This is a genomic window from Streptomyces sp. NBC_00289 (genome assembly GCF_041435115.1).
In the GTDB taxonomy this organism is placed as follows: Bacteria; Actinomycetota; Actinomycetes; order Streptomycetales; family Streptomycetaceae; genus Streptomyces.
Genome location: NZ_CP108046.1, coordinates 6,823,733 through 6,836,270, shown reverse-complemented (window position 1 = coordinate 6,836,270; position 12,538 = coordinate 6,823,733). Strand labels below are relative to the sequence as shown.

The 12,538-nt window shown below is 71.2% G+C and carries 13 protein-coding genes; 7 read left to right on the top strand and 6 right to left on the bottom strand.

The window, feature by feature from the left end:
* Positions 1-7: 7 nt before the first annotated feature.
* Positions 8-796: an SCO2525 family SAM-dependent methyltransferase gene (locus OG985_RS30965; protein ID WP_371674544.1), complete on the bottom strand. Its 789-nt coding sequence runs from the start codon at positions 794-796 to the stop codon at positions 8-10.
* Positions 797-983: 187 nt separating this feature from the next.
* Here OG985_RS30965 and OG985_RS30960 point away from each other — a divergent pair, with 187 nt between their 5' ends.
* The gene (locus OG985_RS30960) at positions 984-1,436 is read left to right on the top strand and encodes an N-acetyltransferase family protein (protein WP_371671637.1); all 453 of its coding nucleotides are present in this window, start codon (positions 984-986) and stop codon (positions 1,434-1,436) included.
* On the opposite strand, the gene OG985_RS30955 is transcribed toward OG985_RS30960, so the two are convergent.
* Positions 1,403-2,599 (bottom strand): abortive phage infection protein, encoded by a 1,197-nt coding sequence (locus OG985_RS30955; RefSeq protein ID WP_371671636.1) that lies wholly within the window; start codon positions 2,597-2,599, stop codon positions 1,403-1,405. The genes OG985_RS30960 and OG985_RS30955 overlap by 34 nt on opposite strands.
* Before the next feature lie 153 nt (positions 2,600-2,752).
* Between OG985_RS30955 and bla the strand changes: the two genes are divergently transcribed.
* Positions 2,753-3,646 (top strand): class A beta-lactamase, encoded by an 894-nt coding sequence (gene bla, locus OG985_RS30950; protein WP_371671635.1) that lies wholly within the window; start codon positions 2,753-2,755, stop codon positions 3,644-3,646.
* On the opposite strand, the gene OG985_RS30945 is transcribed toward bla, so the two are convergent.
* Complete coding sequence (locus OG985_RS30945; protein ID WP_371671634.1) at positions 3,639-4,112, bottom strand: protein phosphatase; 474 nt, start codon at positions 4,110-4,112, stop codon at positions 3,639-3,641. The genes bla and OG985_RS30945 overlap by 8 nt on opposite strands.
* Positions 4,113-4,193: 81 nt before the next feature.
* Between OG985_RS30945 and OG985_RS30940 the strand changes: the two genes are divergently transcribed.
* From OG985_RS30940 to OG985_RS30930, 3 genes are all read left to right on the top strand, one after another.
* The gene (locus tag OG985_RS30940; protein ID WP_371671633.1) at positions 4,194-4,721 is read left to right on the top strand and encodes a SigE family RNA polymerase sigma factor; all 528 of its coding nucleotides are present in this window, start codon (positions 4,194-4,196) and stop codon (positions 4,719-4,721) included.
* Positions 4,718-5,650 carry a hypothetical protein gene (locus OG985_RS30935; protein ID WP_371671632.1) on the top strand — a complete coding sequence of 311 codons (933 nt, stop codon included), beginning with the start codon at positions 4,718-4,720 and terminating at the stop codon, positions 5,648-5,650. Before OG985_RS30940 ends, OG985_RS30935 begins: the two co-directional genes overlap by 4 nt.
* A gap of 182 nt (positions 5,651-5,832) precedes the next feature.
* Complete coding sequence (locus tag OG985_RS30930) at positions 5,833-6,768, top strand: dihydrodipicolinate synthase family protein (RefSeq protein WP_371671631.1); 936 nt, start codon at positions 5,833-5,835, stop codon at positions 6,766-6,768.
* A 7-nt stretch (positions 6,769-6,775) separates the two neighbouring features.
* Here the strand turns inward: OG985_RS30930 and OG985_RS30925 are convergent, their stop codons facing one another.
* From OG985_RS30925 to leuA, 3 genes are all read right to left on the bottom strand, one after another.
* Complete coding sequence (locus tag OG985_RS30925; RefSeq protein WP_371671630.1) at positions 6,776-7,978, bottom strand: exo-alpha-sialidase; 1,203 nt, start codon at positions 7,976-7,978, stop codon at positions 6,776-6,778.
* A 219-nt stretch (positions 7,979-8,197) separates the two neighbouring features.
* Positions 8,198-8,896 (bottom strand): TerB family tellurite resistance protein, encoded by a 699-nt coding sequence (locus OG985_RS30920; protein WP_371671629.1) that lies wholly within the window; start codon positions 8,894-8,896, stop codon positions 8,198-8,200.
* A gap of 196 nt (positions 8,897-9,092) precedes the next feature.
* Positions 9,093-10,814: a 2-isopropylmalate synthase gene (gene leuA, locus OG985_RS30915; RefSeq protein WP_371671628.1), complete on the bottom strand. Its 1,722-nt coding sequence runs from the start codon at positions 10,812-10,814 to the stop codon at positions 9,093-9,095.
* Between the two features lie 335 nt (positions 10,815-11,149).
* On the opposite strand from leuA, the gene OG985_RS30910 reads away from it, so the two are divergent.
* Together OG985_RS30910 and OG985_RS30905 are read left to right on the top strand one after the other, a co-directional pair.
* A complete protein-coding gene (locus OG985_RS30910; RefSeq protein ID WP_371671627.1) occupies positions 11,150-12,220 on the top strand; it encodes a M4 family metallopeptidase in 1,071 nt (356 codons plus the stop codon).
* Between the two features lie 20 nt (positions 12,221-12,240).
* Positions 12,241-12,507, top strand: coding sequence for a protealysin inhibitor emfourin (locus OG985_RS30905; protein ID WP_371671626.1), 267 nt, complete (start codon positions 12,241-12,243; stop codon positions 12,505-12,507).
* The last annotated feature ends 31 nt before the right edge of the window (positions 12,508-12,538 follow it).

Genomic DNA, 12,538 nt, shown 5'->3' with positions numbered 1-12,538 from the left:
ACCGCTGTCAGTCGTTGCGGTGACCGCAGGCCAGGATCATTCCCGTGTATCCCTCGCGCACGAGACCGCCCGGTTTTCCGATGTGAATGGGATCGACGTCTCCGGCGTACTGCTTCAGCAGGTTGCGCACCTCCTGCTCGCCCACGTCGCTGGCCGGGAAGTCGTGCACGCCCACCTGGTATCCCAGGGAGTGCTCCATGAAAGCGGCGGCGAAAGGGGCGCCCGGTTCGAGGGCGTTCATGAAGCAGGACACACCGCGCCGGAACTCGTCGAGCGATGTGGTGATCGACTCCGCGACGAAGAACATCGTGCCCATGGCCCAGCGTTCCGCTTCGCCGTTGGGCCCGGGCTCACCCAGGTCGTACAGGTTGCCGTGTCGGGGCCTGACGGTCTGCCCGAACCGCGCCCGGGGGTCCGCGCCGAGCCGGGCGTACCCGTCCTCCTTGCGCAGGACGTCCCAGAACGGGTCCCAGTCGGGGTCGAAGGAGGCGCGCTGACCCTCGAGGTGCGCCACGTTCGCAGCCGACCACTCGTACAGCGTGATCTCGTCGCACCACGGGAGCATCGTGAAGGCGGGGTAGAGGTTCGGACCCGCGCCGACGTCAATACCGGTGGCCACCGGGCCGGGGTTCCGCCGGAAATGATCACCGAAGTGGTCACGGACAGCCGAAAGGATCTCCTCGTCGTCGGGATGAAGCACGAGGTAATTGTTCCTGATGTACGCCTGGGGGTCGAAATTGTCCCAATCGACATCGGCGTTCAGCTTATCCGCACCAGCGGGCGATCCCGGGGTCATTGGCTCAATGTAGCGCACCGCGCTCGAGGGCTGAGCCAGCCAATCACGCCAGGTCCTGTTCGCACCTTGAATGACCGGATACCGTCCGGCGAAGATAGGGGAACCTGCGCCAGAACCTGCGCCAACCCAGTCGGTATGCATATCGCACCATTGGTATGCATCTTCGAATCCTCCACAAGGGGACTACATGGCTCCTCTTCTCCGGATCAGGGCGGTCACCGAGGCGGATCTGCCGGAACTCGTCCGTCTGGACGGGCAGGCCTTCCCCTCGGGGCCGTATCCCTACTTCGTACTGCGGCAATTCCTCGACGCCTACGGTGACCACCTGCTCGTCCTCGACGACGGCTCGAGTCTGCTCGGCTATGTCTTCGCGACCGCCCCCAACGCCGACCACAGCTGGATACTCAGCCTCGCCATCACCCCGGGCCTCCAGGGCCGGGGGCTGGGCCGCAGGCTGATGTCGGAGATTCTGGAGCATCTGCGCTCCGAGGACGTGAAGGAGGTCTGGCTCACCGTCGAGCCGACCAACGACACGGCCGTCGTGCTCTACCGTTCGCTGGGCTTCGTACCGGAAGGAGCGCCCCGCCAGGACTACTTCGGTCCGGGTCAGCACCGCCTGCTGATGACGCTCGCGTTCTGACGGTAGGAGCGCGCCACGGCGTGGAACGCCTCCTTCGGCTCCCAGTGCCAGCGCGAATCCGGGTCACCCGGGCGGTCCTCGAGGGTCTTGGTGATGCTGTAGCTCGCCAGGTCGAGGTCGTGGCGCGGGTCGCCCGGGCGGTGCGGGGCGTCCGGGGTGACGAACTCGAACGCCATCGCCGCGTACAGGCCCATCGACTCGAAGACGTGCAGCAGGTCGGTCAGGTAGGCGGCCTGGGTGCGTTCGCTGCGGACCAGGTGGCCCTTGATCTCCGGCGGGTCCTTGTCGTAGTCGACGGTGTTCCAGCCCATGCCGCCCGCCTCGGGCGCGCCCCTGTACGTGCAGGTGCCGAACTCGGTGATGGCGAGCGGCTTCCCCCAGCGCAGGTAGCGGCGCAACTCGCGGACGTGGGCGGCGGGTTGGCGGTGGTACGCGTAGTAGTCGATGCCGACGACGTCGAACAGGTTCCAGTCGACCGTGTCGTCCTGAGCGGCCGCGTAGCTCAGCCGGCCGTGGAAGACGGAGCGGCCGACCGCCGCCGCCCTCGCCGTGAAGCGGTTCAGGCGGCGCTGCATCCTCTCGGGGTCGAAGGTGCCGTCCAGCAGGTTCCGCACGCGCTCCATGACCGTGTCACCCGGCACGATCCCCGGCACGAACAGCCAGAACTCGCAGCCCACGCTGAAGTCGACACTCGCGCCCTGCCGGCGCAGCCGCTCCGCGAACCGCCCGGTTTCGGCCAGGTGCTCCAGGATCTCCCGCTCGGGGACGTCCGCGAGGGTCGGCTGGAGCCAGACGTGCAGTCCGCGTTCGGCGGCCTCGGCCGCGGTGGTGGTGAGGCGCTCGACGCCGTCTCCGGTGACGTCGACGGTGTCGGCGTGCAGGTCGTCGCGGATCGCGCGGAGATCCGCCCGCATCCGGGCCGGGCTGAAGGCGGTGCCCGGACGCTCCCCCTCCCCGACGGTGTACACCACACCCCGGCGCGCCAGGCCACGCCCGCCTCCGGTTCGGCCCCCGCCTCCGGGTCCGCCCCCGGTCGCCACCCCTGATCCGTGCCCACTCCCGGTCGCGACGGCCGGCCCGGCCGGCAGTACGGCCGCGCCCAGCCCCACGGCCGCCGCCCCGGCGAGAAACTGCGTCCTGTCGATCCCCTTCGGCTTCTCCATGCCGCCACTGTGCGCGGCCTGCCGCCGTCGCACCGTCCGCCAACGGTCTACGGCACCGCAACCAAGGAATGACATCCGGCGTCGATCACTGAAGAGATCGACGGCCCGCTTCGACCGAAGGAGAGAAAGATCTTACGTTCCGCCAAGTCCCCGATGACCCGACGTGCCCTCCTCGCGGCCGGCACCGCCACCGCGACCACCCTGCTGATGCCCACCGCGTCCGCGCACGCCGCCGCGAACGGCGAGAGCGACGGCAGCGACCACGTCACCGCGCGGCTGAGTACCCTGGAGTCCCGACACGGCGCCCGTCTCGGCGTGTTCGCCCACAACCTCGCCACCCGGAGGACCGTCCGTTACCGCGCCGACGAGCGTTTCCCGGTCTGCTCCCTGTTCAAGACGCTGGCGGCCGCGGCCGTCCTGCGCGATCTGGACCGGCACGGCGAGGTCCTCGCCCGTCGCGTCCACTACACGGCGGCCGACCTGGTGGAGAACTCCCCGCGGACCGAGCAGCACCTCGCCGACGGCATGACCGTCGCCGAACTCGCCGACGCGGCCATCCGCTACAGCGACAACACCGCGGGCAACCTCCTGCTGCGGCAACTGGGCGGTCCCACCGCGGTCACCCGCTTCGCGCGTTCCCTGGGCGACCGGGTGACCCGCCTCGACCGCTGGGAGACGGAGCTCAACTCGGCGGAACCGTGGCGGATCACGGACACGACGAGCCCGCGCGCGATCGGCCGTACGTACGCCCGCCTGGTCCTCGGCGACGCGTTGAACCGCCCGGACCGCGAGCTCCTCAACCACTGGCTGCTGAACAACACCACCAGCGGCAACCGCTTCCGGGCCGGACTGCCCGCGACCTGGACGATCGCCGACAAGACCGGTGGCGGCTGGTACGGCGCCAACAACGACGTCGGCATCGCCTGGACGGAGGACGGCACCCCGCTCGTCCTGGCCGTCCAGACGACGCTTCCGGACCGGGACGCGGCGTACGACCACGACCTGATCAAGGAGACCGCGGCGCTGCTCGCGGACGCGCTCACCTGACCGGGGCGGGGAACCGCCGTACGTAGCGCCGCTGCCACGGCGTCTCCACCGCGTGCCGGTCGTAGTGGGCGCGGACGTACGCGACGGCCTCCTCGGGCGGTACCCCGTCCAGGACCGCCAGACAGGCCAGGGCCGTGCCGGTGCGGCCCCGGCCGCCGCCGCAGGCGAGCTCCACACGTTCGTCCGCGGCCCGTTCCCAGGCCTCGGCCAGCAGGGTGCGGGCGGCCTCCCGGTCGGCCGGCAGCCGGAAGTCCGGCCAGCGGAGCCAACGGGACTCCCAGGGCACCTCGGGCGGTCGCCCGCCGAGCAGATACAGGCCGTACGACGGATGCGGCGCCCCCTCCGGCAGGGGGCGCCGCAGGCCGCGCCCCCGGACCAGCCGCCCGGACGGCAGGCGCAGAACGCCCGCCGCGTCCGCGCCCCAGCGCCCGTCCGGTCGCCCGCTCTGCCGCCCGTCGCTCGTCATCGGCCCATTCCATCCCCGCCCGCCGTCGCGGGCAACCGATTCCGCGGTGACGGTGGTCTGAGGGGCGAGGGAGGGTGCTTGATGCAGGCCGAACAAGAAGACAGGTTCCAGGAGTTCGTCAGAGCGCGGTGGTCCCATCTCGTGCGGACCGCGTACCTGCTCACGGGCGACGCGCACCACGCCGAGGATCTGACGCAGACGGCGCTGGCGAAGGCGTACCGCTCATGGCGGCGGGTCTCGCGCAGCGACAACCCGGAGGCGTACGTCCGGCGGATGCTCGTCAACTGCAACAGCGACCGGTTCCGCAAGCGGCGCGTCGCCGAGTCGCTGACGGCGGCACCGCCGGAGGTCGCGGGGCGCGACGAGGCGGTGTCGTGGGCCGACGAGCGCAGCGCACTGCTGACCGCGCTGGCCGGACTGCCGCCCCGGCAGCGGGCGGTGGTCGTCATGCGCTACTGGGAGGACCTGTCCGAGGCGGAGGTCGCCGACGTGCTCGGCTGCTCCCCCGGCACGGTCAAGAGCCAGGCGTCCAAGGGGCTGGCGAAATTGCGTACGTATCCGGGGCTCGCGCAGATCATGGACGCGGCCGGGCAGGGAGGCAGCAGGTGAGCGACGAGCAGGCGCGAGAGCGGGAGCGGGACATCGAGGAACGGGTGCGGGAGCTGCTCGCCGAGGACGCGTACACGATCCGGCCGTCGCCGGCGCCGTATCCGGCGATCCGCCGCCGGGGCGTGGTCGAGCGGCGGCGCCGGGTGGCGGCGGCCGGAGCGGCCCTGGTGACGCTGGCGGCGCTGCCCGTGGGGGCGTACGCGGTGGGCGGTGGCGGGGGCGGGGGCTCGAGCACGGGGACGCCTCAGTCGTCGGTCGGCGCCACGCTGTCCCCGACGCGGGCGGCGACACCGACGCCTTCCGCGACGCCGTCGGGGCCCGCGGGTCCGGCCACGGCCGGGCAGTTGCTGGACCAGATCACCTTCGCGCAGGCCGCGGACGGGCTGGACAAGTGCCTCGCCTACAACAAGGGCGCCGTGCGGCACGCGGGGAGCGTGGACCTGGGCACGGCCGAGGACTACCGGATCATCCTGGCGATGAACAGCACCGGCGACTCCAACGCGCCCGGTGACGGCATGTACGTGGTCGCGGTGCAGGAGCGGCCGCAGCGGATCCGGCTGATCTGCACCCTCAGGAACGGCACGGCCGAGGGCCTCAACACCAGCGTCGGTGACGACGGAGCGCCGGGTGCGGTGTCCGCCGACATCAACGGCGGCAAGCTCTATCAGCAGTCCTTCCTCGACAAGGGCCACTGGAAGCTCCCGTTCCGGTGGGGGGTGATCGGCACGGTGAAGTCCTCGGTGTCCAAGGTGACCGTCTCCTACGGCGACGCCACCAGCCAGGCCGCCCTGGACCACGGCTGGTTCGTCGCCTCCGGCCTGCTGAAACAGCAGGTCACCGTGGCCCCGCACATCAAGGGCTACGACGCGGGAGGCACGCTCGTCTACGACTCCGACCAGGACGAGTCGTACGAGAAGACGCTGCCGTAGCGGCACACGGGGGTGGGTGGCCCGCCGGGCGGGTTCCGGCCGTGGGGCGCCGTACAGGGGTCGGCGCCCCCGCCGGACCCGGCCGCGTCGGGCCCGCCGCACCGCTCGCGCTGCCACCATCCCGGGGAGAAGGACAGGTCGAGCCGCGACCTCGTCCGCCACCACCGCCCCAGGGAGCCTTCATGACGATCCCCGCCCCGCTGACCGGTGTCGTCCCGCCCGTCTGCACACCCCTGACACCGGACCGCGAGGTGGACGTCCCCTCCCTGCTGAGGCTGGTCGACCATCTGGTGGACGGCGGGGTGAGCGGGCTGTTCGTGCTCGGTTCGACCTCGGAGGCGGCGTATCTGACGGACCGGCAGCGGAGGCTGGTGGTGGAGTCGGTGGCGGGGCACGTGGGCGGCCGGCTTCCGGTCCTGGCGGGCGCCATCGACATGACGACACCCCGGGTCCTCGACCAGGTCGCCTCGGTGACGGCGGCGGGCGCGGACGCGGTGGTCGTGACGGCCCCGTTCTACGCCCGTACCCACCCCGCCGAGATCGGCCGCCACTTCCGCCTGGTCGCGGCCGGCAGCCCGGTTCCCGTCCTGGCCTACGACATCCCGGTCGCCGTGCACACGAAACTCCCCGCGGACCTGGTCCTGGACCTCGCCGCCGAGGGTGTGCTGGCCGGGCTCAAGGACTCCAGCGGCGACCTGACCGGTTTCCGGACCGTCGTGACGGGCGCCCGCACCCGCCCCGACATCACCGGCTTCAGCGTCCTGACCGGCTCCGAGACCCTTGTCGACGCGGCCCTCGCGCTCGGCGCGGACGGGGCGGTGCCGGGCCTCGCCAACGTCGACCCGCACGGCTACGTCCGCCTCGACGGCCGGTGCCGGGCCGGCGACCGGGACGGCGCCCGGGCCGAACAGGAGCGGCTGTGCGCGCTGTTCGGTCTGGTGGGCGTCGGCGATCCGGCCCGGATGGGCGGCGGTTCGTCGGCGCTGGGCGCCTTCAAGGCGGCGCTGCACCTGCGGGGGATCATCGACTGCCCGGTGACGGCGGAGCCGCAGGTGCCGTTGTCGCGGGGCGAGGTGGAACGGGTGGGTACGTTCCTGGCGGCGGCGGGCCTGCGGTAGGGCCGGTTCACGCACCGCCGGGTCCGCCGGCACGTTCCGCCACGTCCGTCCGCCGGAACTCGATCGCGTCGTACGTCCCCGAAGTCCCCGTCTCGTACAGCACCCCGACCGTCCCGCGTCCGACCCGGACCAGATCCGAGTACGCGGCCCGCTGCCGGGACAGCGTGACCGCCCTGGTGAAGGTGACCCCGCCGTCCGTGCTGCGCCAGATCGCCATCTCCCGTCGGGCGGTGGGCACGGACGGTCCGGAGAACAGCAACAACCCCGTGGGCCGGCCGAGTTGGAGGACGCTGCCCTGGACCACCGGCACGTCGTCCAGCGTGGGCTGCACGGCGTAGGGACGGTCCAGGCTCTCCCCGCCGTCACTCGAGAAGCTGTCGAGACGGTTCCCCGGACTGGTGCCCTGCTGGTCCCGGGCACTGAAGTAGAGGCGGCCGTCCGGGAGTTGGGCGGCCGACGACTCGTTCGCGTTGTCCACCCCGTCGTACGAGTCGTCGACGAAGCCCAGCCGCCAGCCGCGCCCGCCGTCGTCGCTGTAGATCGCGTGGGCGCCGTAGTACCTGGACTCGCGGCCCGTGTCGGAGGAGCCCGCCGGGGGCGCGGCCGAGTGGTTGGCTGGGACGACCAGTCGTCCGGCGTGCGGTCCGCGGGTCAGGGCCACCGCGTGCCCGGGCCCCGTGGCGTACCAACGCCAGCCGTCCGGCTTCACCTGCCGTGTGATGTCCCGGGGCGCCGAGAAGTCCCGGCCGTCGTTCCGGCTGTGCTGGACGAACACCCGGCGGCCCTGCTCCGCAGTGACCTCGCCGCGCATGATCTGCGACTCCGTCACGGCCCCGCTGTTGTAGGAGGTGACCAGGACGACCGCACCGGTGCGCGGATCGACGACCGGCGCGGGATTGCCCCGCGTGTCCCCGCCCCCGGCCGCCACCACCTGGAGCGGACCCCAGGTGCAGCCGCCGTCGGTGGACCGGCGCAGCACGACGTCGATGTCGCCGGAGTCCCCGGCACCGTCGTGCCGGCCCTCCGCGAAGGCGAGAACCGTGCCCCGGCGGGTCGTCACGGCCGCCGGGATACGGAACGCGGCGTAGCCGTCCCGCCCCGAGACGTACGGGACCGAGGACCCGCACCGGGCGACGGCCGAGGCGTTCGGGGCCGTGAACGGGGTGAGGAACACCGCGGTCACGAGCAGGGCACGGCTCAGGAGAACCATCGGGCTCCCTCACGGGCGGACGGAGGCTGGCTGTCCGTCACATGGTCCCCGGTGCCACCGCTCCCGACGCGTACGCCACGACGACGGGCCTCCCTCCGGTCCGGATGTCCGGGTCGGTCTCCGGACAACCGGCTCGACGGGGGCGACGCGTCGGGCGGCAGGGCGAGCCGGGCGTACTGCGCGGGGTGGCGCGGGGCCGGGACCACTCCCCGGGGAGTGTCAGGACGGCGTCCGGGCCGCCGCCAGCAGGCTGGTGACGTCGTCCGTGCACAGGGTGAGGGCGGCGCCGACCGTGGTGAGGGCCTCGCGTTCGGCGGGGGTGTACGGGCCGTCCGCCAGGGCGATGCGGGCGCCCTGGAGGAGGATCGATTCGCGGCCGGCGGGGGCAAGGTGCGGGGTGAGGGGGTCCAGGGCCTCGTGGAGCTCTATGGCGAGGCCGGCGCCGCAGGGGCGGCCGTAGACCCGCCCGGTGTCGGCGGCCAGGGCTTCGACGAGGGCCTCGAGCTGTTCCTCCGTGCAGTCGTCGAAGCCGGCGGCGCGGACCGTGCTCGCGGCGGCCTCCAGGGCCGCACGGGCGCAGGTGCCGCCCGCGGCGAGGACGGCCAGGGCGACGGTGTGGACGGCGTCGCGGAGCATCGCGGAGAAGCGGGTGGTGGTCGGGTGGTCGAGGACGTCGGTCCCGAAGTGGCGGCGGCACGCCGCGCACTCGACGACCGGGCCGGTCTCGCCGCGCGGCAGCACGGGCACGCCGAGCAGGGTGAAGCGGCGGCGGCCGGTCAGCCGCTGGTAGTTGCGGTCGCCTCCGCAGCCGGGGCAGAAGAACTCGCCGTCGCCCACCGGCGTCCATGCGATACGAGTGCCCAGAAGGCGCGCAAGCCTGGCGGCCCCATGGCCGTCTCGTCCCCGTACTGGCAGCACGTCGCACCTCCGTAACGCCGCGGCAACATCGCCGCGCTTGCGTGATGTTAGCCACATCGGCGAGGTGGAGTCAGCACCCTGGACGAGACCTGCTCGTGACCTGCACATGGATTGGCCGGTATACGACGGGGCCCCGCCTGCCGTCACGCGGCGGGCGGGGCCCCTGTGAACGAGGGCAAACCCCCGGTCAGGATGGTCAGCGGGTCGCTCGGTTGACGGCCGAGACGACCGCCTTCAGGGAGGCGCGCGTGGTGTTCGCGTCGATGCCGATTCCCCACAGGATCTTGTCGTCGATCGCGCATTCGATGTAGGAGGCGGCCTGCGCGGAGGCTCCCTCGCTCATCGTGTGCTCCTGGTAGTCCAGCAGCCGTACGTCGATGCCGACGGACTGCAGGGCGTCGAAGAAGGCCGAGATCGGACCGTTGCCGGTTCCGGTCAGCACGGTGTCGACGCCGTCGACCGTCGCTTCCACCTTCAGCGTGTCCACACCGTCGGTGTCGGTGGTCGACTGGCCGTTCTTGACCTGAATGCGACCCCAGGCGTTCTGGGGGTTGGGCAGGTACTCGTCCTGGAAGGTCGCCCAGATGTCCTTCGGCGTGACCTCGCCGCCCTCGGCGTCCGTCTTCGCCTGGATGAGCTTGGAGAACTCGATCTGCATCCGGCGGGGCAGGTCCAGCTTGTGGTCGTTCTTCAGGACGTACGCGATACCGCCCTTGCCGGACTGCGAGTTGACGCGGATGACGGCCTCGTAGGAGCGGCCGACGTCCTTCGGGTCGATCGGCAGGTAGGGGACCGCCCACTCGAGGTCGTCGACGGTGACGCCCTTGGCGGCCGCGTCGGCCTCCATCGCGTCGAAGCCCTTCTTGATGGCGTCCTGGTGGGAGCCGGAGAAGGACGTGTAGACCAGGTCGCCCACGTACGGGTGGCGCGGGTGGACCTCCATCTGGTTGCAGTACTCCCACGTACGACGGATCTCGTCGATGTCGGAGAAGTCGATCTGCGGGTCGACGCCCTGGGAGAACAGGTTCATGCCCAGGGTGACCAGGTCGACGTTGCCGGTGCGCTCGCCCTGCCCGAACAGACAGCCCTCGACGCGGTCGGCGCCAGCCATCAGCGCCAGCTCGGCGGCGGCGACGGCGGTGCCGCGGTCGTTGTGCGGGTGGATCGACAGGACGACGTGCTCGCGGCGGGTCAGGTTGCGGCCCATCCACTCGAAGCGGTCCGCGTGCGTGGAGGGGGTCGAACGCTCCACGGTGGCGGGCAGGTTGAGGATGATCTCGCGGCCCGGGCCGGGCTGCCAGACGTCCATGACCGCCTCGCAGACCTCCAGGGCGAAGTCCAGCTCGGTGTCGGTGAAGATCTCCGGGCTGTACTGGTAGCCGAACTCCGTCTCCGGGCCCAGGTGCTTCTCGGCGTACTCCATGACCAGCCGGGTGCCGTCCACGGCGATCTGCTTGATCTCTTCCCTGGAGCCGCGGAAGACGACCCGGCGGAAGACGGGGGCCGTGGCGTTGTACAGGTGGACGGTCGCGCGGCGGGCGCCCTTCAGCGACTCGACCGTCCGCTCGATCAGGTCCTCGCGGGCCTGGGTCAGTACGGAGATCGTCACGTCGTCGGGGATCGCGCCGGGCTCCTCGACGATGGAGCGCACGAAGTCGAAGTCGGTCTGGCCGGAGGCCGGGAAGCCGACCTCGATCTCCTTGTAACCCATCGCGACCAGCTGGTCGAACATCCGGCGCTTGCGCTCGGGCGACATGGGGTCGATCAGGGCCTGGTTGCCGTCACGCAGATCGGTGGAGAGCCAGCGGGGGGCGACGGTGATCCGGTTCGCGGGCCAGGTGCGGTCGGGGATGTCGACCTGGTCGTACTGTCCGTACTTGTGGATCGGCATGTGGCTGGGCTGCTGGCGGTTCGCCATGATGCGGGGGCTCCTCGAAGGCTGGTCCTGAGGGACGGCCGACGGCGCAACGCCAAAACTCCGCGGGGAGGGGGTCGGCCTCGGTTACAGGCCCTCGCCGCGGCAGCTAAGGAGAAGAAGCAGCCCGATACGCATGATGCTCCGCAGCCTAGCCGAGCCACGCCGGACGCGTGGGCCCGTATCAGTATGCGGGATCCGCCGGTCAGACAGGGCGAACGGGACAAAAAGTGCTCCATACCACTCGGCGACGGAGCGTGACCTTCGTTGTCCGCACATTTCACCAATCATGGTGGCGGGTAGTGACACGCACATCACCCAGTGCAAGGGTGCCGGGCATGACGACTCACGGGGGCTTCGAGCCCGTCTTCTGCACTGTCGTACCGCCGCACCTCCTCGACCGGCTCGCGCGCAACGACAACCCCGCGCTCTCCGGTCCCGCCCGGCGCACCATCCTGCGCGACAGTGAGCTGCGTACGCTCCGCCAGGTGACCACCGAGTACGGCCTCGCGGTCGCCCCGGCGGTGAAGGCACCGTCGGACCAGGCGCTGCGCACGATCTACGACGCCGGGCACGGCACCGCCCTGCCCGGCACCGAGGTCCGCTCCGAGGGCCAGGACCCCGGCCAGGACGCGACCGTCAACCGCGCCTACTCCGGTCTCGGCGCCACCTTCGACCTCTATCTGAAGGCCTACCAGCGCCACTCGATCGACGGGGACGGCCTGCCCCTCGACGCCACCGTCCACTTCGACGAGGGCTACAACAACGCCTTCTGGAACGGCGAGCAGATGGTGTTCGGTGACGGTGACGGCGAGATCTTCGTCGACTTCACCAGCTCCATCGACGTCATCGGGCACGAGCTCACCCACGGCGTCACGCAGTACACGGCGAACCTGACCTACAACGGCCAGCCGGGTGCCCTCAACGAGTCGATGTCCGACGTGTTCGGCTCACTCATCAAGCAGTACTCCCTCGGCCAGACCGCCGCCGAGGCCGACTGGCTGATCGGCGCGGGCCTGCTCGCCCCGGACGTCACCGGCACCGCCCTGCGGTCCATGAAGGCGCCGGGCACCGCGTACGACGACGACGTCCTCGGCAAGGACCCTCAGCCCGCGACGATGGACGAGTACGTGCGCACCGGCCGGGACAACGGCGGCGTCCACATCAACTCCGGTATTCCCAACCACGCGTTCTACCTGGCCGCCACCGCTCTCGGCGGCTACGCCTGGGAGAAGCCGGGCCAGATCTGGTACGACGTCCTGACCGGCGGCGAGCTCGGCGACCGGGCCCTCTTCACGGACTTCGCCAAGCTCACGGTGAAGGCCGCGCGCGAGCGCTTCGGTGACGGCGGCGAGGAACTCCAGGCCGTGGAGAAGGCGTGGGAACAGGTGGGGGTGCGGATTCTGTGAGGGCGTACTAGACAGGACCCATGCGTATTCAGGTGAGGCGCACGGGCGGGTTCGCGGGCATCGAGCGCCATGCCGAGGTCGACACCTCGGGACGGCCCGATGCCCACGAATGGCACGCCCTGGCCGAGAAGGCACTCGCCGCCGGCCGGGGCACACCCCCCATCGGCGTCCCGGACGGTTTCTCCTACGAGATCACGGTGGACGGGAGGACGGCCCACGCGGCCGATCCCCGGCTGACGGAGGAGCAGCGCCGGCTGATCTCCCGCGTGCTGAAGGAAGGCGCGTAACCCGTTCTTCACGCCTGCCCGTTGACTTCTG

Coding starts and splice junctions, on each gene's coding strand:
- OG985_RS30965 (WP_371674544.1), bottom strand. CDS start 796: ATGACCCCGGGATCGCCCGCTGGTGCGGATAAGCTGAACGCCGATGTC.
- OG985_RS30960 (WP_371671637.1), top strand. CDS start 984: ATGGCTCCTCTTCTCCGGATCAGGGCGGTCACCGAGGCGGATCTGCCG.
- OG985_RS30955 (WP_371671636.1), bottom strand. CDS start 2,599: ATGGAGAAGCCGAAGGGGATCGACAGGACGCAGTTTCTCGCCGGGGCG.
- bla (WP_371671635.1), top strand. CDS start 2,753: ATGACCCGACGTGCCCTCCTCGCGGCCGGCACCGCCACCGCGACCACC.
- OG985_RS30945 (WP_371671634.1), bottom strand. CDS start 4,112: ATGACGAGCGACGGGCGGCAGAGCGGGCGACCGGACGGGCGCTGGGGC.
- OG985_RS30940 (WP_371671633.1), top strand. CDS start 4,194: ATGCAGGCCGAACAAGAAGACAGGTTCCAGGAGTTCGTCAGAGCGCGG.
- OG985_RS30930 (WP_371671631.1), top strand. CDS start 5,833: ATGACGATCCCCGCCCCGCTGACCGGTGTCGTCCCGCCCGTCTGCACA.
- OG985_RS30925 (WP_371671630.1), bottom strand. CDS start 7,978: ATGGTTCTCCTGAGCCGTGCCCTGCTCGTGACCGCGGTGTTCCTCACC.
- leuA (WP_371671628.1), bottom strand. CDS start 10,814: ATGGCGAACCGCCAGCAGCCCAGCCACATGCCGATCCACAAGTACGGA.
- OG985_RS30910 (WP_371671627.1), top strand. CDS start 11,150: ATGACGACTCACGGGGGCTTCGAGCCCGTCTTCTGCACTGTCGTACCG.
- OG985_RS30905 (WP_371671626.1), top strand. CDS start 12,241: ATGCGTATTCAGGTGAGGCGCACGGGCGGGTTCGCGGGCATCGAGCGC.